This is a genomic window from Mycobacterium senriense (genome assembly GCF_019668465.1).
GTDB lineage: Bacteria > Actinomycetota > Actinomycetes > Mycobacteriales > Mycobacteriaceae > Mycobacterium > Mycobacterium senriense.
The window spans coordinates 2,574,172-2,593,851 of record NZ_AP024828.1; the positions used below are offsets into that span (position 1 = coordinate 2,574,172).

The following is a 19,680-nucleotide window of genomic DNA, read 5'->3' on the forward strand; positions in this document are numbered from 1 at the left end:
GGGTTGCAGTTGGCGAGAGCGGCCGCAATGCGGGCGCGAGGTTCGCTCAGTCGTCGTCCGGCTCGTCGTCGAGATAACCCTCGGCCACCGCATGTTCAATGCTGTCAGTGAGTTTCGGGCACGACCTGGTGCGCGCGGTGTCGCCTCCGGACTCGCGTACCTCGGTGAAGTGCGCGCAGCGTTGCCACGCTTCGGTGTTCCACTGCACCGCGGTGTGTCCAGGTCCGAGCCTGCGAACGGTGACCCGCACGTGGCAGAACCGGCAGTCCACCGGCAGCAGACCCGAGTTCAGGTATCGCTCGCGGTCGGCGCGACTGGCTTCGGCAACTACCGCCGCGCCTTGTGGGTCGTTGGCGAAATCCCTTGATTTGGACCAGGTTCCGCCCTTGCGCTCGGGGCCGGCCGGATGGTCGTCATGGTCGTGATGATCGCCATGCAGCAACAACATCGATCGCGCAAGCTGATCGACGTCAGGTACCGCCGGCTGATCGTCGCTCATGATTCCTAGTGTTGCTCGGCCGGCACGTCGCCGGTGACCGTCTCGTCGGCCTCGGAGTCCTTGGCCTTGAGGTTCTCCTCGACCTCGACATTCCAGTACTCGTTGGCGCGGGTGGTGTCCACCTCGATCTCGAAGCGCTCCACCATTTCCGGCTCGATGTCGGCGACGTCGACGTAGAACTGCTGGTACCAGCGGCGCAGCTGATAGACCGCACCGTCCTCCTCGACCAGGAGTGGATTGTCGATGCGGGTCTTGTGCTTCCAGATCTCGACGTCTTGCAGGAAGCCCTTGCTCACGCCCTCGGTGAACACCTTCGACAGCTTGTCGGTCATCTTTTCGTCCATGCCCTTGGGTTTTTCGACGATGACACCCCACTGCAGCACGAACGAGTTCTGCGTCACCGGGTAGTGGCAGTTGATCAGGATCGACTCGGCCTTGTAGCCGCCGTAGCTGTTGTGCAGCCAGTTGATCATGAACGACGGCCCGAAGTAGGAGGCCTCCGAATCCAGGTGCGCCTCACCGTACGAGGTGCCGAGGTCGTTGACGTCGGGCCGGCCCACGTTGTGCAGGTACTGCGACGCGATGTGGCCCTCGAAGACGTTCTTGAAGTACGTCGGCAACCCGAAATGGATGTAGAAGAAGTGCGCCATGTCGGTGACGTTGTCGATGATGTCGCGGCAGTTGGACCCCTCGATGAGGATGCGGTTCCACCGCCACTCGGTCCACTCGTCGCTGTGGGATTCCGGGATGTCCGGAATGCGCACGGCGGGCTCCGGCGGGTTGTTCTCGTGGTCGTGCCAGACGAACAGCAGGCCCGCGCGCACGTCGGTCGTCCACGACCGGGTCCGCGCGGTCTTGGGCGTGCGCTTGGCGTAGGGGACGAGCTCGCAGCGGCCGTCGCCGCCCCAGCGCCAGTCGTGGAACGGGCAGGCGATCTCGTCGCCCTTGATGGTGCCCTCGGACAGGTCCCCGCCCATGTGGCGGCAGTACCCGTCGAGGATCTTGATGTCCCCGTGCGAGTCGGCGAACACCACAAGCTTGGTGCCGAACGCCTCAATCGAATGCGGCTTACCGTCCTGGAAGTCCTTTGCAACGCCCAGGCAGTGCCAGCCGCGGGCGTATCTGGTCGGCAAGGCGCCGGGATCGATTTCCCGGATGCCGACCGCCTTGGTGTCGGTACTCACCTGTTACCTCCAACTCGCTGGGCCTCTAACTAGAACACGTTACAGTTTTGCGGCGGGGGCGCGCAACGACGGCGCGCCTGGCTGGGGTTTTCCGCGACGTATGCGCACTGGGGTATATGTAAACGATGCCGCTATTTGCGTTCGAGGGCCGCGCGCCACGGGTCGATCCCACCGCTTTCGTGGCCCCGACGGCCACTCTGATCGGCGACGTCGTGGTGGAGGCGGGTGCCTCGGTCTGGTTCAACGCCGTATTGCGGGGCGACTACGGACCCATCGTGGTGCGCGAGGGCGCCAACGTCCAAGACGGGTCGGTTTTGCACGCGCCGCCCGGTATCCCGGTCGACATCGGTCCCGGCGCGACGGTGGCGCATCTGTGCGTCATTCACGGGGTTCACGTCGGGCAGGAGGCGTTGATCGCCAACCACGCCACCGTTCTGGACGGTGCGGTGATCGGCGCGCGCAGCCTGGTCGCCGCGCACTCACTGGTGACGGCCGGCACCCAGATTCCACCCGGGATGCTGGCCGTCGGCGCGCCGGCTCAGATCAAGGGACCGGTCGCCGGGACGGGCGCCGAGATGTGGGTGAAGGTGAACCCGCAGGCCTACCGCGACCTCGCCCTGCGGCATCTGGCCGGGCTGGAACCGATTTAGGGTCCGGCTGAGAAGGTGTCCTGGCTCGCGACCCAGTCGTCGAAGTGGCTCATCGTGATGGGTAGTGCCTTACCGCCGAACACCATGTGGTCGGACCCTGGAATTTCGGCGTAGCTGGCGTTCGCATAGCGGGCCGCGGTCCGGAGTGCCAGGCGCGGGGGCACGATGCGGTCTTGACCGCCGCCGATGATGAGCACCGGCCCGGAAATCGCGTCGTAGTTAACTCGTGCGGCCTTGGTTCGGTCCAGCCACGGCATGGCGAGTTCGAAGAACAGCACTCGCCCGGATTCGCAGACCAGGTCGTTGAACGTTTCGCGAGCAATCTCCTCGGTCTGGGCGCCGGCGACTCCGCGTGAAAACTGCCGCCACGTAGGGGGATAGACCGGCTTAGCCCATGGCCGCGGTATGAGAGCGTGCCTCAGCGCAATTCCCAGTGTCGTCGGGTTGATACCGGAGGGACCCACCACGGACGGGCAGGCGGCAATCATGCCGGCATGCGCGGTTCGAGCGGCGACAAGCTGGACCAGCAGTCCGCCCATTGAGTGTCCGACCAGAAGTGGCGGGGGATCCAGCGACGAAACGAGGGCTACGAGGTCGTCGACATAGTCGCGAATACTCAGCCTTGCGATTTTCGGTGCGCCCTCGAGCAAAGGCAACTCATGATGTCGCAACGTTGGGGTGTGAACCGTGAAGCCACGTTCCATGAAAGCGCGGCGTGCGGGCGCCCACTGGTCGCCACGGCTCCACGAGCCATGGATGAGCACGAGGTGCTTGTCGGACACGGACCAAGGATGACATGGACATCCCGCCGCCGGATGAAGTCTGCGACGCTGAACCGGCGCATCGCGGCGTGCATTTCACGCTCGGCGCTAGCCGGACACCTTCTTGGTGTTGGCCGCCGCGCGCTCCATCTCCCAGTAGGCGCGCAGGGCCACCATCTTGCCCTCGGCGTTGACTCGGTAGGTGAAGACGCCGTCGGCGGTCGTCTGGTACTCACCGGTCGTGATGAGGATGTGCCCCACGTTGGCTTCCTCGTTGCCGCACTGATACGTGTCGCGGAAGAAGAACTCGATCTTGGTGGTGGGGGCGATGGCCTTGTCCCAGAAGGCCGAGATCGCGTCGCGACCGCGGTGCCCCCTGCCTTCGGGGTCGAATACCGAAGGCCCGATCGGGTCCTCGACGATGGCGTCGTCGGCGAACACCGCCAGCCAGGCGTCCTTGTCCCGGGCCGCCACCGCCTCGCGGGAGCGGCGGCCTGCCTCGTGCGCCGGATGCCCGCTCACGCATCGACCTTCTGGGCCGCCGGCTTATCGGCGCCCACCACCCACATCGAGTAGTACTGCGAGCCACCGCCGTAGGCGTGCCCCAGGGCCTTTCGCACGTTGGGCACCTGGTGGTCGCCACCCTTGCCCATCACCTGAATGGCCGCTTCGGCGAAGCGAATCAGGCCGGAGGCGCCGATCGGGTTCGACGACAGCACGCCGCCCGACGGGTTCACCGGCAGCCGGCCGCCGATCTTGGTTTCGCCGGCTTCGGTGAGTTTCCAGCCTTCGCCCTCGGCGGCAAACCCGAGGTTTTCCAACCACATCGGCTCGAACCAGGAGAACGGCACGTAGATCTCCGCGGCGTCGATCTCGTCGATCGGACTCTCGATGCCGGCGGCGGTCCACAGCGCCGCGGCCGCGTCGCGGCCGGCCTGCGGGCTGACCTGGTCGCGCCCGGAGAACTGCAGCGGCTCGGTGCGCAACGCGGTGGCGTGAATCCAGGCCACCGGATGTCCTTGCGCCAGGCGGGCTTCGGCGGCCTCCTCGTTGCCGATCACCACGGCGGCGGCACCGTCGGACGACGGGCAGGTCTCGTCGTAACGGATCGGGTCCCACAGCATCGGCGACGACATCACCTTCTCGACCGTGATGTCGGACTGCTGCAGGTGCGCCAGCGGGTTCTTGCTGCCGTTGAGCCGGTCCTTGACCGCGACAATGGCACCGATGTTCGTCGGCGCGCCGGACCGGCGGATGTACGAGCGCACGTGCGGGGCGAAGTAGCCGCCCGCGCCGGCACCCACCGGCTTGATGAAGGGGATCGGAATCGACAACGCCCACATGGCATTTGACTCCGACTGCTTCTCCCATGCCATCGCGAGCACCCGCCGGTACTTGCCGGACTGCACCAGGCTGGCGGCCACCACCCCGGTGGACCCGCCCACCGATCCCGCGGTGTGCACACGGATCAGCGGCTTGCCGGTGGCGCCCATGGCGTCGGCCATGAACAGCTCGGGCATCATGACGCCCTCGAAGAAGTCCGGCGCCTTGCCGACAACGACGGCGTCGATGTCGTCGAAGGTGCTGCCGGAGTCGGCCAGCGCCCGGTCGATCGCCTCGCGCACCAGGCCGTTCATCGAAACGTCTTGGCGTTTGGCGACGTACTTCGTTTGTCCGGTACCTAGTACCGCAGCAACGTTTGGCCCTGCACCGGCCATCAGTTCTTCCCTTCCATCACCGCGACCAGGTTCTGTTGTAGCGCAGGCCCGCTGGTGGCGTGCGCCAGCACCCGCTCAGCCGAACCGTTCCAGATATGTTGTGCCGCGAAGCCGATGCGTTCGAGACCGGCGACGAACATGGGATTGGCCGCCAGCGCGCCGCCGGACGGGTTGACCTTGGTCCGTCCCGGTATCCAGATGGCGTCCGCGATGATCAGGTGCTGGTGGGTGAACGGTGCGCAGATCTCGGCCACATCGAGGTTGTCGGTCCTGCCACCGGTGGCCACGTGGGCCGCGGCCCTGGTCGACGGGGACTCGGTGAGATCCCGCGCCCCCAGCGACGGGGTTTCGATGCGATGCTCGATTCCGGTTATCCACGCGGGGTTTTCGCGCAGTTCGCGCGCCCGGTCGCCGGCCGCGAGCACGATGGCCGCGGCACCGTCGGTGATCGGGGCGATGTCGTGACGCCGCAGTGGGTCGGCGAAGAACGGCCGCTCGAGCAGTTCGCCCACGCTGATGGCCCCCTCCACATTGTCCACCCGGCGCGCGTTGGTAAAGGACTCGAAGGCAACGCGGGCCATATGCTCCTCGGTCCACTTGCGGCTGTCGAGCCCGATGCGCGCCTGCAGCCCGGCTATCGATATCGAATCGGGCCATAACGGCGCGACGGTGTACGGGTCGGTCTGCCGCGTCAGGATCTGACGCAGGACGCCGGCCGAGGACTTACCGAAGCCGTACACCAGCGCGGTGTCGACCTCGCCGGTCAGGATCTTGATGTAGGCCTCGTAAAGTGCCCAGGCCGCGTCCATTTCGACATGCGATTCGTTGATCGGCGGGACGGCACCGATCGAGTCGATCGCCGAGATGAACGAAAATGCCCGTCCGGCAAGGTAATCGGATGATCCGGAACACCAGAAGCCGATGTCGGTCCTGCTGATGCCCAGCTCTTCGTACAGCTGGGCGAAGCACGGAATCAACATCTCGACACCGTTGGTGGTGCCGTCGGTGCGGCGGACGTGTGGGGCGTGGGCAAAGCCGACGACCGCAACGTTGCGAGCGCTCATGTGCAGGTAAGCCCTTTACAGGTGGTGCTTGTAGGTGTCGTACTCGGCGTCGGGTTCCCCGGTCGGCCGGAAGTACTCGATGTTGTCGATGCCGAATCCCCACTCCTCGCGGGGTTTCCACACCGCCTCGACGCGCATGCCCATCCGTACCTCGTGGGCGTCGATGTCGGCGACCAGATGCAAAAACGGGATGTCGGACCCGTCGAGCAGCACGTAGGCCGCCACGTAGGGCGGCTTGATGCGCTGGCCCTGGAACGGGATGTTGATGATCGCGAACGTCGTGACGGTGCCCTTGTCCGGCAGCTCCACGAACTCGGTCGTCGGCTGACCGGTGGCCGGGTCGGCGCCGTGCGGCGGGAAATAGACCTTCCCGTTCTCGCCCGTCTTCGCGCCGAGCAGCTTGCCCTGCGCGATGGCCCGCAGGTAGGCGCTCTCCTCGTGGGAGGCGCTGTGCTGGATGGTCAGTGAGACGGGCGTGACGATCATGGTCACCGGGTCTTTGGCGCCGTCCGACCGCTCGGTCGCGGCCTCGGCTTCGTCGCCGAGCGCGAAATAGGCGATGTCGGTGATGGCGCCGACCGGCTCGTCCACCCAGTGCACATGCACCCGGGTGCCGGTCTTGATGGCCTTCGGCTCGCCCGCGTCCACCGCGTGGATCAGCGGGGTGTCGGCGCCGTCCAGCTTGATCAGCGCCCAGGCGAACGGCCGGTCCAGTGGCTGGCCCTCGATCGGCTCGGGCTGCCAGGTCCACGAGACCACGGTGCCGACGCTGGACACCGGTACCATCTCGCCCAGCGGCTCGTAGGTGACCGGGTCATATTCCGCCGGCGGCACGTGCACCCGGCCATCCGATCCGCGCACACCCAGGACGTGCCGGTCGCGCAGCGCGGTGAAGAACTTGCTCAGCGTGGGGCCGACCGAACGGGTGTAGTCGAAGGACAATGTCAGTGGCGCGGCGAGCGGTGGCTCAGGGTGATCCATCAGGGGCGGGCTACTCGAGCTGGCTGTCACGCCATCGAGTAGAACAGGTTCTAAGAACGGATTCAACATCGGGTCTGCGACGGAAGGGCGAAGACGATGAAGCTGGGATTGCAGCTGGGATATTGGGGCGCTCAGCCGCCGCAGAACCATGGCGAGCTCGTCGCCGCGGCCGAGGAGGCCGGATACGACGCCGTCTTCACCGCCGAGGCTTGGGGTTCGGACGCCTACACACCGCTGGCCTGGCTGGGTTCGTCGACGTCGCGGGTGCGGCTGGGCACCTCGGTGGTCCAGCTGTCCGCCCGCACCCCGACGGCCTGCGCCATGGCGGCCCTGACGCTCGACCACCTGTCCGGTGGGCGCCACGTTCTCGGCCTCGGCGTCTCCGGCCCGCAGGTGGTCGAGGGCTGGTACGGCCAGTCGTTCCCCAAGCCGCTGGCCCGCACCCGTGAATACATCGACATCATCCGGCAGGTGTGGGCGCGCGAGGCCCCGGTGACCAGCGCCGGGCCGCACTACCCGCTGCCGCTGACCGGCGAGCGCGCTTCGGGTCTGGGCAAGCCGCTCAAGCCCATCACCCATCCGCTGCGGGCCGACATCCCGATCATGCTGGGCGCCGAGGGACCGAAGAACGTCGCGCTGGCCGCCGAGATCTGCGACGGCTGGCTGCCGATCTTCTACACGCCGCGCATGGCCGACACCTACAACGAATGGCTGGACGAGGGGTTCGCCCGGCCGGGCGCACGCCGCAGCCGTGAGAACTTCGAGATCTGTGCGACGGCCAACATCGTCATCACCGAGGACCGCAGCGCCGCCTTCGCGGCCATGAAGCCCTACATCGCGCTCTACATGGGCGGGATGGGCGCGGAGGACACCAACTTTCACGCCGACGTCTACCGCCGGATGGGCTACTCCGAGGTGGTCGACGACGTGACGAAGCTATTCCGCAGCAACCAGAAGGACAAGGCCGCGGAAATCATCCCCGACGAGGTGATCGACGACGCCGCAATCGTCGGCGACCTGGACTACGTGCGTAAGCAGATCAAGGCCTGGGAGGCCGCCGGCGTCACCATGATGGTGGTGTCCGGCCGCAGTACGGAGCAGGTCCGCGAGCTGGCGACGCTGATCTGACGCGCGCCCACGACAAAGTAGAACACGTTCTAATTTTCTTGCCAGGGGCTTAGAACGCGTTCTAGATTGTCCGGATGACACGCCCGACGACGATGCTGAGCGCGCAGCGCGATGTGGAGGAGCAGGGCAATCGAAGTCCGTCCGGCCGGTCAGCCGAGCGGGTGGGCGTCGCCGAATGTCATCTCGACGTGGCCGACCGATCCAGAGACCATCGCCCGCTTTGGCAGGCCCAGCGACGCCAGCTCCTCGGCGTAGGCGTGATCGCCCAGTCGCAACTTCGCCCCCCCGAGCCGACCGCGCAATCCGCGCACCCGCATCTCCCACGGCACTTCCCGGGTGGTGCCGTCGGCGAAGGTGTAGGTCTTGAGCACCTGCGGACGCGACGTGAACATCGAGGGCACCGGCGCTCCGCGGCTGAAGTCAATGCCGGCGATGTGCGCGCCATCGGCGCTGACGTCGAATCCGAACCGGCCGTGCTCGCGAACGGTGAAGTCCGCCATGATCTTCGGGAATCCCCAGATCGAGCGCCCGGCTTCCAGGGTGAAGCTCTGGTCGACGGGCAGATGGTGGATGAACGCCGCCGCATCGCCCAGGGCCCGCCAGCCGCGCGCCGTCGAGCCGGGCGGGTTGACCATGACGCAGGTACCGAATTCGTGGTACTGCCCCAAATCGCCGTCGATGTAGCGCGCCAGCATCAGGTTCACCACCGCCCGGCCGGGGCGGGGCTGGCAGACCTGCAGCCCGCTGTAGTCGATAAGGCGTTGTGCCGCTTGCGCATCCACCGAAAACATCGCGGTGTGTACGTCCGCTTTTCGTATCCGCACCGGCATGGTGAGGACTGTCCCCGCAACTACGTGTTGTGACTCAGGCATGCCGGTTACTGTAATCCGCTCGTCAATATTTGGAGGCTGTGAATGACTTCGACCATCCCCGAAGCTATCTCGAACATCGACCTGACCGACGGCAACTTCTACGCCGACCGTCACACGTCGCGCGAGGCCTATCGCTGGATGCGGGCCAACCAGCCGGTGTTTCGTGATCGCAACGGACTGGCCGGTGCTACCACGTATCAAGCCATCCTCGATGCCGAGCGCAATCCGGAACTGTTCTCCAGCACGGGCGGCATCCGTCCCGATCAACCCGGCATGCCCTACATGATCGACATGGACGATCCGGCACACCTGTTGCGGCGCAAGCTGGTCAACGCCGGCTTCACCCGTAAGCGGGTCAAGGAAAAGGAGCCGTCCATCGCCAAGCTGTGCGACACCCTGATCGACGCGGTGTGTGAACGCGGCGAGTGTGACTTCGTCCGCGACATCGCCGCCCCGCTGCCGATGGCGGTGATCGGCGACATGCTGGGCGTGCTGCCCCAGGAACGCGGCATGCTGTTGAAGTGGTCCGACGACCTGGTGTGCGGGCTGAGCTCGCACATCGACCCGGAATCGGCGGTCGCCCAAAGCGTGATGAACGCCTTCGCCGCCTACACCGCGTTCACCATGGACATCATCAACAAGCGGCGCGCCGACCCCACCGACGACCTGTTCTCCATCTTGGTGAACGCCGAGGTGGAGGGTCAGCGGATGTCCGACGACGAGATCGTCATGGAGACACTGCTGATCCTCATCGGCGGCGACGAGACCACGAGGCACACGTTGAGCGGGGGGACAGAGCAGCTGGTGCGTCACCGCGACCAGTGGGATGCCCTGGTGCGCGATCCCTCGCTGCTGCCCGGCGCCATCGAGGAGATGCTGCGCTGGACCTCGCCGGTGAAGAACATGTGCCGGATCCTGACCGCCGACACCGAATTCCACGGCACCCCACTGCGTGAGGGCGAGAAGATCATGCTGCTGTTCGAGTCGGGCAACTTCGACGAGTCGATGTTCGAGGATCCGGACAACTTCGACATCCGGCGTAACCCCAACAGCCACATGGCTTTCGGTTTCGGCACGCACTTCTGCCTCGGGAACCAGCTGGCCCGCCTGGAACTGTCGATGATGACCGAGCGGGTGCTCAAGCGGCTGCCGGATCTCCGGCTGGCCGAGGACGATTCGACCCTGCCGCTGCGGCCGGCGAACTTCGTCAGCGGCCTGGAAGCGATGCCGGTGGTGTTCACCCCGAGCGCGCCGCTGCTGGGCTGATTCGCTGCGCCGAAACGTGCACTCACTGCGAAGTCTTGGCCGAATCTTCGCGCTGAGTGCACGTTCGGCGCGTCCAGCGCCTAGCGGTTTTTGAAGTTGGGCTTGCGCTTCTCGGCGAACGCCCGCGGGCCTTCCTTGGAGTCCTCGGAAAGGAACACCGGGATGCCATTGGCGGTGTCGGGCTTGAAGGCCTCCTCCTCGTGCATGCCCTCGGTCTCGCGGATCGTCTTGAGGATCGCCTGCACGGCCAGGGGCCCGTTGTTCTCGATGACCTCGGCGATCTCGAGCGCCTTGGTCAGCGCCTGCCCGTCGGGAACGACGTGCCCGATCAGGCCCATCTCCTTGGCTTCGGTGGCGGTGATGTGCCGTCCGGTCAGCAGCAGGTCGCAGGCCACGGTGTAGGGGATCTGGCGCACCAGGCGGACCGCCGAGCCGCCCATCGGGTACAGGCTCCACTTGGCCTCGGAGATGCCGAATTTGGCGCTCTCGCCGGCGACCCGGATGTCGGTGCCCTGCAGGATCTCGGTGCCCCCGGCGATGGCCGGGCCCTCGACGGCGGCGATCAGTGGCTTTTTCAGCCGACGCCCTTTGAGCAACGCGTCGATTCGCGACGGGTCGTAGCTGCCGTCCTTGAACGACTCACCCGGCGGCTTCTGGGTTGCTGCCTTGAGGTCCATGCCCGCGCAGAAGTAGCCACCGGCGCCGGTCAGGATGCAGCAGCGGATGTCGTCGTCGTTGTCGACGCGGTCCCAGGCCTGGACCATGATTTCCATCATTTCCGTGCTCAAGGCGTTGCGGCGGTGTGGCCGATTCATGGTCACGATGAGGGTGTGACCACGCTGTTCCACCAGCGCGTCGGGCCCGGTCTCCCCGTTTTCTGTGTTTGCTGGGGTTCCGGCATTCTCCACGGACACGGCTACCGCCTTTCCCTCGACAATGGGCACGAGCTTGCCTCGAAATGTAACACGTTCTAATTTGGTGGCCGTGGCCTTGAATATTGCCGACCTTGCAGAGCACGCCATTGACGCTGTGCCCGACCGTGTCGCCCTGATCTGCGGCGACGAGAAGTTGACCTATGCCCAGCTTGAGGAGAAGGCCAACCGCCTGGCTCACTACCTGTTGGAGCAGGGGGTGAAAAAGGACGACAAGGTCGGACTGTACTGCCGCAACCGCATCGAGATCGTCATCGCGATGCTCGGCATCGTGAAGGCCGGCGCCATCCTGGTGAACATCAACTTCCGCTACGTCGAGGGCGAGCTGCGCTACCTGTTCGAGAACTCCGACATGGTCGCGCTGGTCCACGAGCGCCAGTACTCCGACCGGGTGGCCAACGTGCTGCCCGAGACCCCCGACGTCAAGACGGTCCTGGTCGTCGAGGACGGCAGCGACAACGACTACACAAGCTACGGCGGCGTGGAGTTCTACTCCGCGATCGCGAACAGCTCGCCCGAGCGCGATTTCGGTGAGCGCAGCGCCGACGACATCTATCTGCTCTACACCGGCGGCACCACCGGCTTCCCGAAGGGCGTGATGTGGCGCCACGAGGACATCTACCGGGTGCTGTTCGGTGGAACCGACTTCGCCACAGGCGAATTCGTCAAGGATGAATACGACCTGGCGAAGGCGGCCGCGGCCAACCCGCCGATGATCCGCCACCCGATTCCGCCGATGATCCACGGCGCCACCCAGTCGGCCACCTGGATGTCGTTGTTCTCGGGCCAAACAACCGTGCTGGCACCGGAATTCAACGCCGACGAGGTCTGGCGCACGATTCACGAGCACAAGGTGAACCTGCTGTTCTTCACCGGCGACGCGATGGCCCGGCCGCTGCTGGACGCGCTGCTGGCCCACCAGGACAAGGGCAACGAGTACGACCTGTCGTCGTTGTTCCTGCTCGCCTCCACCGCCGCGCTGTTCTCGCCGAGCATCAAGGAGAAGTTCCTCGAGCTGCTGCCCAACCGCGTCATCACCGACTCCATCGGATCGTCGGAGACCGGATTCGGCGGCACCAGCATCGTCGCCAAGGACGCGCCGCACGCCGGTGGCCCGCGCGTGACGATCGACCACCGCACCGTCGTCCTCGACGAGGAGGGCAACGAGGTCAAGCCCGGCTCCGGCGTGCGCGGCTTCATCGCGAAGAAGGGCAACATTCCCGTCGGTTACTACAAGGACGAGAAGAAGACCGCCGAAACGTTCAAGACGTTCAACGGCGTGCGCTACGCCATCCCCGGCGACTTCGCCGAGGTCGAGGCCGACGGCACCGTCACGATGCTGGGCCGCGGCTCGGTGTCGATCAACAGCGGCGGCGAGAAGATCTACCCCGAGGAGGTCGAGGCCGCGCTCAAGGGCCACCCCGACGTCTTCGACGCCCTGGTGGTCGGCGTGCCCGACCCCCGGTACGGGCAGCACGTCGCCGCCGTCGTACAGCCGCGACCGGGCACCCGGCCCGCGTTGTCGGAGCTGGACAGCTTCGTGCGCTCCGAGATCGCGGGCTACAAGGTGCCGCGCAGCTTGTGGCTGGTCGACGAGGTCAAGCGCTCGCCCGCGGGTAAACCCGACTACCGCTGGGCCAAGGAGCAGACCGAGGCCCGCCCGGCCGATGACGTGCACGCCGCTCACGCCACTGCGTGACCGACTTCGTCAAACGTAATCCGGCCGCACCGAAAGGTTTCTTCGCGGCCGAAGCAGCGGGGCTGCAATGGCTTTCGGCCGTCGACGGCGGCGTGCCGTGCGCGCAGGTCGTCTCCGCGGACGACACGAGCCTGACCTTGCGGCGGCTGGAATCGGTGGGCCCGACCCGCGAGGCCGCGCGTACGTTCGGCGGTCGGCTGGCCATCACGCACGACGCCGGCGCCCCGGCGTTCGGGACCGGGCCGGACGGCTGGGACGGGCCGGGCTTTTTCGGCCCGCTCTCGCAGCCGCTGCCGATGTCGCTGCGAGCGCACCGCGACTGGGGCGAGTTCTACGCCGAGGAGCGACTTGCCCCGATGGCCGAACTCGCGGCCCCGCGGCTCGATGCCGGCACCCGCGAGGCCGTCGACTCCGTCGCGGCGCGTTGCCGCGCGGGCGATTTCGACGACGGCGGCCGGCCGGCCCGGCTGCACGGCGATCTGTGGAGCGGCAACGTGATGTGGACGCCCGACGGCGTGGTGCTCATCGACCCCGCCGCGCACGCCGGTCACCGCGAGACCGACCTGGCAATGCTCGCGCTGTTCGGCTGTCCGCACTACGACGCCGTGATCGCCGGCTACCAGGAGGTGCGACCGCTACGGCCCGGCTGGCGCGACCGCACCGGGCTGCACCAGCTCTTCCCGCTGCTGGCGCACGTCGTGCTGTTCGGCGGCGGGTACGCGCAACAGACGCACACCTGCGCCCGCGCGGCGCTGACCATCTGAGCCCGGTCCGAGGCGGGCCCCGGTCTAGAGTCGGATCGCATGACGATCGATGTCTGGATGCAGCATCCGACTGCGCGGTTCCTGCGCAGCGACATGCTGGCATCCCTGCGGCGGTGGACGGGCGGGACGATCCCCGACACCGACATCCCGATCGAGACGACCCTGGCGTCGATGGACGCCGCCGGCGTCGAACTGGGGGTGCTCAGCGCCTGGCGCGGGCCCGGCGGCGCGGACCTCGTCTCCAACGACGAGGTGGCGCAATGGATTGCCGCGCACCCGAACCGGCTCGCCGGCCTGGCCACCGTCGACCTGGACCGCCCGATGGACGCCGTCCGGGAGTTGCGGCGCCGGATAGCCGACGGGGGATTCGTGGGGCTACGGGTGGTGCCGTGGTTGTGGAACGCCCCGCCCACCGACCGTCGCTACTACCCGCTGTTCGCCCAGTGCGTGGAATCCGGCGTACCGTTCTGCACCCAGGTCGGCCACACCGGCCCGCTGCGTCCGTCGGAGACCGGCCGGCCGATTCCCTACATCGACCAGGTGGCGCTGGACTTCCCGGAGCTGGTGATTGTCTGCGGCCACGTCGGCTACCCGTGGACCGAGGAGATGGTCGCGGTGGCCCGCAAGCACGAAAACGTCTACATCGACACCTCGGCGTACACGATCAAGCGGTTGCCGGACGAACTCGTCCGGTTCATGAAGACCGGAACCGGACAGCGAAAAGTGTTGTTCGGCACCAATTATCCGATGATCACCCACGAGCACGCGCTGGCCGGACTGGACGAACTCGGGCTGTCCGACGAGGCTCGCCGAGACTTCCTGCGCGGCAACGCCGAACGAGTTTTCCGACTGGAGGCAATGAAGTGAACGGTGCCCAGGCCCTGATCAACACCCTGGTCGACGGCGGCGTCGACGTGTGTTTTGCCAACCCGGGCACCTCGGAGATGCACTTCGTCGCCGCACTGGACGCCGTGCCGCGGATGCGCGGCGTGCTGGCGTTGTTCGAGGGGGTCGCCACCGGCGCGGCCGACGGTTATGCCCGCATCGCCGATCGCCCGGCCGCGGTCCTGCTGCACTTGGGCCCCGGACTGGGCAACGGCCTGGCCAACCTGCACAACGCCCGTCGCGCGCGGGTGCCGATGATGGTCGTCGTCGGCGACCACGCCACCTATCACAAGAAGTACGACGCCCCACTGGAATCCGACATCGACGCGCTTGCCGGCAGTGTCTCGGGGTGGGTGCGCCGAACCAGTGACGCCTCCCAGGTGTCGGCCGACGCCGTCGAGGGCATCGCGGCCAGCCGGTGGGGTTGCCAGATCTCAACGCTGATCCTGCCCGCCGACGTGTCGTGGTCCGACGGCGCCCAACTGTTCTCCAACCTGGAGGCACAGCCGACGGGCGCCGATCCGCTGCTGGCGCCCGAGGTGCTCGAGGTGCTTGGCTCCGGGGAGCCGACGGTGATCATGGTGGGCGGTGACGCCACCCGCCACGCCGGCCTGGCGGCGGCTACCCGGATCGCGGCGGCCACGGGTGCCCGCGTGCTGTGCGAGACCTTCCCGACCCGGCTGGAACGCGGCGCCGGCGTCCCCGCGGTCGACCGACTGGCGTATTTCGCCGAGGCCGCGACGGCCCAGCTGGACGGCGCCAAGCACCTGGTGCTGGCCGGCGCCAAGCCGCCGGTCTCGTTCTTCGCCTACCCGGGCATGCCCAGCGATCTGGTACCCGCCGGCTGCGAGGTGCATGTGCTCGCCGAATACAGCGGCGCGGCAGACGCTTTGATCGCACTCGCCGATCAGCTGGCACCGGGCACCGAAGCGCCGGTGGCGCCCGCATCGCGTCCCCAGCTGCCGACGGGCCCGCTGACCTCCGCGTCGGCCGCCGACGCGATCGGGGCCCTGCTGCCCGAAGCCGCGATCGTGGTCGACGAGTCGAACACCTCCGGTGTGTTGCTTTCGGGCGCGACCGCCGGTGCGCCGGCGCACGACTGGCTGACCCTGACCGGCGGGGCGATCGGCTACGGCATCCCGGCCGCCGTGGGCGCCGCGGTGGCCGCCCCGCACCGTCCGGTGCTGTGTCTGGAATCCGATGGTTCGGCGATGTACACGATTTCGGGATTGTGGACCCAAGCCCGCGAGAACCTCAACGTGACCACCGTGCTGTACAACAACAGCGCCTACGACATCCTCCGAATCGAGCTGCAACGCGTCGGCGCCGGGTCCGCGCCCGGGCCCGAAGCGCTCGCGCTGCTCGATTTATCAGACCCCACAATAGATTTCGTGAAGCTCAGCGAGGGCATGGGTGTACCCGCGCGGCGCGTCACCACCGCCGAGGAATTGGCCGACGCGCTGCGCGACGCCTTCGCCGAACCCGGGCCGCACCTGATCGACGCCGTGGTGCCGTCAATAACGGGCTAGGGTCGGCAGCCGGCTCAGCAGCCAGTCCGTCATCGTATTGACGACGTCGACGCCCGTTTCAAACGCGCCGTCCTCCGCGTCCGCCGCCAGCGCCACACCCCACTGGCCGGACGGCGTCGGAACGATGCCGAACTGGCGGACCAGATACCCGCCATGCACGCCCGGGCCCCAACCGCCCTTCGCGGCATGGCCTTTGGCGGCGAGCCCCCACCGGTCGCCGGCGACCAGCCGTTGCATCAGGTCGATGACTTCCGCGGCGTCGCGGATGGTCGACAGCTCCGCGGCGAACCGCGCCTGGCGCTGCAGGCTCCACTGGGTTTGGCCGAAAGCGGTGAAGCCACGGCGAAGTCGCCGCGATTCGACCACCGTCGCGGTGTCACCGCCTTCGGCCACCACGCCCTGGACCCGCCGCGCCGCGTCCGTCGGCCCGCCCAGTTGCGACCACAACTGTTCGGAGGCGCGATTATCGGATTCGGTGATCGCCTTCACCACCAGCTCGCGCGAGCCCAGCCAATCCCTGCGCAGCGCCGCGATCGCCAGGGGCACCTTGATGGTCGACCATGCCACGCCCGACCACCAGCTGCCCAGGGAAAACGTTCTGTCCGACCGGGCGATCGCGACGCCGACGTTCGCCGGCGCCGCGGCGGAGAGCTGTTCGAAGCTGGCTTCCAGCGCGAGTTCGAGAGGCCGTGCGGTCATGCGCTGATTTCGCTATCCGCGCGCGTAACGGCGAGGTGGGCGACCGGCGCATCCACCATCGCGTCTCCTTGTCCTTGCGGCATTTTCAGTGCGGCCCCGCGGTCATCTGCGGCGCATGCGGGGCAACGGTCGTCAGCCCGCCGGTGGCGGGAGCGGTGGCAGCGGCAGCCCTGGCTCCTGCGGGGGAGGAGCTTCCCAATGTTCGGGGTCGGGCGTCTGCGGTGACCACACCAGCGGCGGCGGGGGCGGCACCGGGGGAGGCGGGGGCGGATCCGCCGTGGCGAAACCGGCACCCAGCCCGAGCGCGGCGGCGCCCAGCGTCCCGACCAGGATCGAGCCTGCGATCACTTCACGGATTTTCATCAACCGCTGAGTTTACTGCCAGGACCACGCATCAGGCGGTAACGCCCGGTCCGGGGGCGCTACCGCTGGATCTTCCACACCGGGTCGCCGCAGTCGACGCCCTGTGCGGCCAGCTGCCGCTTCAGCACTTTGAACGTCACCGTCCGAGGGAGTTCGGCGCTGATCCGCACGTACGACGGCCACTGTTTGGGTCCCAGGTCCGGCTGCTCGGCCAGGAAGGCGCGGAACTTCCCGTCGTCGAACTCGGTGCCCGGCGCCATCACCACCGCGGCCATCACCTGGTCGCCGACTATCGCGTCTGGCACCGGATACACCGCGACCTCGGTGATGTCGGGGTGGCGCAGCAGCACCCGTTCGATCGGGGCCGCACCGAGGTTTTCGCCGTCGACCCGCATCCAATCGCCCAGCCGCCCAGCGAAGTATGCGTAGCCGGCGTCGTCGCGGTAGGCGAGATCACCGCTGTGGTAGACCCCGCCGGCCATCCGCTCGGCCTCGGCCGCCTCGTCGTTGTAGTAACCCTCGAAACGGCCCGGCCCCGCGGTGTTGACCAGTTCGCCGACCACGCCCGGCGGGCATGACTCGCCGGTGTCGGGGTCGATGATGTCGATGCCGTCGGGAAGCGGGCCCAGTGAACCCACCGGCGTCTCGGGCGTGCGCGCGATGGCCACGCCGCCTTCGGTGGAACCGAATCCGTCCTGCACCACGCACCCGAATCTGCGCCCGAAGCGCTCGATGTCATCGGGCACGCCCTCGTTGCCGTAGACGGCGCGCAGCGGGTTGTCCGCATCGTCGGGGCGCTCGGGCGTGGCGAGCACATACGACAGCGGCTTGCCCACGTAATTGGCGTAGGTGGCGCCGTAGCGGCGCACATCGACGATGAAGTTCGAGGCGGAGAACTTGCGCCGCAACGCCATCGAGCCCTCGCAGGCGGCCGCGACCGCCCAGCCGACCAGCACCGCGTTGGAATGAAACAGGGGCATCGACACATAGCAGACGTCGTCACGGCCCAGGTCGAAGCGCTGCGACATCGTCACGCCCGCGATCGCGACCTTGCCGTGGCTGCACTTGACCGCCTTGGGCTCACCGCTGGTGCCCGACGTGAAGATCAACATGAACAGGTCCGCCGGCGAGGCGTTCTGAAAAGAGATCGGCGCGTCGCGATGCGCGGCGATCTCGTCGGCCCACTCGGGCGAATCGGCGTTCAGATGCTCGATGTCGCCCAGCGTCTCAGCCGACTTCGAGTCGGCCAGCACCAGTTGGCAGTCGGCCCTTGCGATGTCGCGTTGCAGCGCCTCGCCGCGGCGCACCGGGTTGAGCCCCACCGGCACGATCCCCGACATACCCGCCGCCGCCAGCACCGCCGAGAAGAACGGAGTGTTCTCCAGCAGCACGCCGACATGCGGCGGCCGGCCCGGGTCGAGCCGCGCACGTAACGCCGCGGCAATGGCGGCACCATGCTGCAGGTGATCGCGCCAGCTGGTGAACGAGTCCTCGAAGTAGATACCCCGGTCGTCGATCTCGGTCAGCGGCGCCAGCAGCTTGGTGACCGTCAGGTCATCGGTGAGATCCATTGCGCCTAAGCGGGCGTCTCGGCCAGCTCCCGGCCGATCCGGCGCAGCTGCCCGGTGGCACCGCCCAGGGCGAACTCGATCTCCTTGGCGGCCAGGAAGTAGCGGTGCGCGGGGTGATCGGTGTCGACGCCGACGCCGCCGTGCACGTGCACGATGGTGTGCGCCACCCGATGACCGGCGTCCGCCGCCCAGAACGCCGCACTGGCGACATCGATCTCGGCCGGAATGTCCTCCGACACCCGCCAGGCCGCCTGCGTGAGCGTGAGCCGCAGCCCCTTCACGTCGATGTAGCCGTCGGCCAGTCGCTGCGACACCGCCTGGAAGCTGCCGATCGGACGGTCGAACTGCTCACGCTCGCGCGCGTATTCGGCCGTCATCTGCAGGCCCCGCTCGAGCACCCCGAGCTGGAAAGCGCTGCGGCCCAACGTGCCCAGCGTGCCGAGCCACGTCGCGACCTCGGCGCCGCCGACCTTGCGGCCCCCGTCCACCTCGGTCCCGTCCAGGACCAGGTGTCCGACGCTGCCCAGGCCGGTGGTTTCCAGTGCGGTCACCGTGACGCCGGGGTCGTCGGCCGCGACCAGGAAAACCGCAGTGCCGGAGTCTGTTTCGGCGGGCACAAGGAACGCGTCGGCAACCGGGCCGAAGCCGACCTGGGTGCGGGTGCCGGTCAGTCGGTAGCCGCCGCCGGCGCTGGTCGCCTGCACGGGGCCGTCGCCCATCTCGCCGTCGAGGGCGACGGCGAGCGTCTTCTCACCGTTGACCGCGGGCACGCCCCAGCTTTGTTGCAGCTCTTCGGAGCCGAATCGGGCCAGCGCCCCGGCGCCCAGCACCACCGACTCCAGGTAGGGCACCGCGGCCAGCTGGTGGCCCAGCGCAACCAGGATCGCGATCTGCTCGAGCGCGCCGAAGCCGTCGCCGCCCAGCGATGAAGCCGAGGCGCTGGACAGGATGCCGGCGTCGATCAGCTTGCGCCACAGGTCGCGGTCGAACCGCTGATCGAGCCCGTCGAGCTCACGCTGGTGTCCGGGGGTGCATATCGAGTCCACGATGGTGTCGACCAGGTTGCCGAGGTCGTTCGCCGCTTCGGTGGTGGTGAAATCCATGAACGTCCGTCC

The 19,680-nt window shown here is 67.5% G+C and carries 20 protein-coding genes; 7 read left to right on the forward strand and 13 right to left on the reverse strand.

Annotated elements, in window-relative coordinates; translation table 11 throughout:
* Positions 1-46: 46 nt before the first annotated feature.
* A complete protein-coding gene (locus MTY59_RS12280; protein ID WP_221045873.1) occupies positions 47-499 on the reverse strand; it encodes a hypothetical protein in 453 nt (150 codons plus the stop codon).
* Between the two features lie 5 nt (positions 500-504).
* Positions 505-1,683 carry a 3-ketosteroid-9-alpha-monooxygenase, oxygenase component gene (locus MTY59_RS12285; RefSeq protein WP_221045874.1) on the reverse strand — a complete coding sequence of 393 codons (1,179 nt, stop codon included), beginning with the start codon at positions 1,681-1,683 and terminating at the stop codon, positions 505-507.
* A gap of 125 nt (positions 1,684-1,808) precedes the next feature.
* Between MTY59_RS12285 and MTY59_RS12290 the strand changes: the two genes are divergently transcribed.
* A complete protein-coding gene (locus MTY59_RS12290; RefSeq protein ID WP_221045875.1) occupies positions 1,809-2,333 on the forward strand; it encodes a gamma carbonic anhydrase family protein in 525 nt (174 codons plus the stop codon).
* Here the strand turns inward: MTY59_RS12290 and MTY59_RS12295 are convergent.
* From MTY59_RS12295 to MTY59_RS12315, 5 genes are all read right to left on the reverse strand, one after another.
* On the reverse strand, positions 2,330-3,115 hold the full coding sequence (locus tag MTY59_RS12295) for an alpha/beta hydrolase (protein WP_221045876.1): 786 nt from the start codon (positions 3,113-3,115) through the stop codon (positions 2,330-2,332). The genes MTY59_RS12290 and MTY59_RS12295 overlap by 4 nt on opposite strands.
* A gap of 87 nt (positions 3,116-3,202) precedes the next feature.
* Positions 3,203-3,616 (reverse strand): nuclear transport factor 2 family protein, encoded by a 414-nt coding sequence (locus tag MTY59_RS12300; protein ID WP_221045877.1) that lies wholly within the window; start codon positions 3,614-3,616, stop codon positions 3,203-3,205.
* On the reverse strand, positions 3,613-4,812 hold the full coding sequence (locus tag MTY59_RS12305) for a thiolase domain-containing protein (protein ID WP_221045878.1): 1,200 nt from the start codon (positions 4,810-4,812) through the stop codon (positions 3,613-3,615). The genes MTY59_RS12300 and MTY59_RS12305 overlap by 4 nt, the downstream gene beginning before the upstream one ends.
* A complete protein-coding gene (locus tag MTY59_RS12310) occupies positions 4,812-5,876 on the reverse strand; it encodes a thiolase domain-containing protein (RefSeq protein ID WP_221045879.1) in 1,065 nt (354 codons plus the stop codon). The genes MTY59_RS12305 and MTY59_RS12310 overlap by 1 nt, the downstream gene beginning before the upstream one ends.
* Before the next feature lie 15 nt (positions 5,877-5,891).
* Positions 5,892-6,887, reverse strand: a complete 996-nt coding sequence (locus MTY59_RS12315) for a Zn-ribbon domain-containing OB-fold protein (RefSeq protein ID WP_221045880.1) — start codon at positions 6,885-6,887, stop codon at positions 5,892-5,894.
* A 66-nt stretch (positions 6,888-6,953) separates the two neighbouring features.
* Here MTY59_RS12315 and MTY59_RS12320 point away from each other — a divergent pair, with 66 nt between their 5' ends.
* Complete coding sequence (locus tag MTY59_RS12320) at positions 6,954-7,985, forward strand: LLM class F420-dependent oxidoreductase (protein ID WP_221045881.1); 1,032 nt, start codon at positions 6,954-6,956, stop codon at positions 7,983-7,985.
* 149 nt (positions 7,986-8,134) lie between these two features.
* Here MTY59_RS12320 and MTY59_RS12325 read toward each other — a convergent pair whose 3' ends face one another.
* A complete protein-coding gene (locus MTY59_RS12325; RefSeq protein WP_221045882.1) occupies positions 8,135-8,857 on the reverse strand; it encodes an acetoacetate decarboxylase family protein in 723 nt (240 codons plus the stop codon).
* A 42-nt stretch (positions 8,858-8,899) separates the two neighbouring features.
* Here MTY59_RS12325 and MTY59_RS12330 point away from each other — a divergent pair, with 42 nt between their 5' ends.
* Positions 8,900-10,123, forward strand: coding sequence for a cytochrome P450 (locus MTY59_RS12330; RefSeq protein WP_415822870.1), 1,224 nt, complete (start codon positions 8,900-8,902; stop codon positions 10,121-10,123).
* 80 nt (positions 10,124-10,203) lie between these two features.
* On the opposite strand, the gene MTY59_RS12335 is transcribed toward MTY59_RS12330, so the two are convergent.
* Positions 10,204-11,067: a crotonase/enoyl-CoA hydratase family protein gene (locus MTY59_RS12335; protein ID WP_415822869.1), complete on the reverse strand. Its 864-nt coding sequence runs from the start codon at positions 11,065-11,067 to the stop codon at positions 10,204-10,206.
* A gap of 34 nt (positions 11,068-11,101) precedes the next feature.
* Between MTY59_RS12335 and MTY59_RS12340 the strand changes: the two genes are divergently transcribed.
* The 4 genes from MTY59_RS12340 to MTY59_RS12355 are packed head-to-tail and all read left to right on the forward strand — an operon-like array spanning position 11,102 to position 15,932.
* Positions 11,102-12,754 (forward strand): acyl-CoA synthetase, encoded by a 1,653-nt coding sequence (locus MTY59_RS12340; protein ID WP_221045883.1) that lies wholly within the window; start codon positions 11,102-11,104, stop codon positions 12,752-12,754.
* Entirely contained in the window at positions 12,751-13,518 is a 768-nt protein-coding gene (locus MTY59_RS12345) for a fructosamine kinase family protein (RefSeq protein ID WP_221045884.1), read from the forward strand. Before MTY59_RS12340 ends, MTY59_RS12345 begins: the two co-directional genes overlap by 4 nt.
* Positions 13,519-13,557: 39 nt before the next feature.
* Entirely contained in the window at positions 13,558-14,385 is an 828-nt protein-coding gene (locus MTY59_RS12350) for an amidohydrolase family protein (protein ID WP_221045885.1), read from the forward strand.
* Positions 14,382-15,932, forward strand: a complete 1,551-nt coding sequence (locus MTY59_RS12355; protein WP_221045886.1) for an acetolactate synthase large subunit — start codon at positions 14,382-14,384, stop codon at positions 15,930-15,932. Before MTY59_RS12350 ends, MTY59_RS12355 begins: the two co-directional genes overlap by 4 nt.
* Here MTY59_RS12355 and MTY59_RS12360 read toward each other — a convergent pair.
* The 4 genes from MTY59_RS12360 to MTY59_RS12375 all read right to left on the reverse strand — a co-directional run bounded on the left by MTY59_RS12360 (position 15,918) and on the right by MTY59_RS12375 (position 19,668).
* Positions 15,918-16,631 carry a serine hydrolase gene (locus tag MTY59_RS12360; RefSeq protein ID WP_221045887.1) on the reverse strand — a complete coding sequence of 238 codons (714 nt, stop codon included), beginning with the start codon at positions 16,629-16,631 and terminating at the stop codon, positions 15,918-15,920. The genes MTY59_RS12355 and MTY59_RS12360 overlap by 15 nt on opposite strands.
* A 132-nt stretch (positions 16,632-16,763) precedes the next feature.
* Positions 16,764-16,994: a hypothetical protein gene (locus MTY59_RS12365; protein ID WP_221045888.1), complete on the reverse strand. Its 231-nt coding sequence runs from the start codon at positions 16,992-16,994 to the stop codon at positions 16,764-16,766.
* Positions 16,995-17,053: 59 nt separating this feature from the next.
* Entirely contained in the window at positions 17,054-18,565 is a 1,512-nt protein-coding gene (gene fadD17, locus MTY59_RS12370) for a long-chain-fatty-acid--CoA ligase FadD17 (RefSeq protein WP_221045889.1), read from the reverse strand.
* 5 nt (positions 18,566-18,570) lie between these two features.
* On the reverse strand, positions 18,571-19,668 hold the full coding sequence (locus MTY59_RS12375; RefSeq protein WP_221045890.1) for an acyl-CoA dehydrogenase family protein: 1,098 nt from the start codon (positions 19,666-19,668) through the stop codon (positions 18,571-18,573).
* Positions 19,669-19,680: the final 12 nt, after the last annotated feature.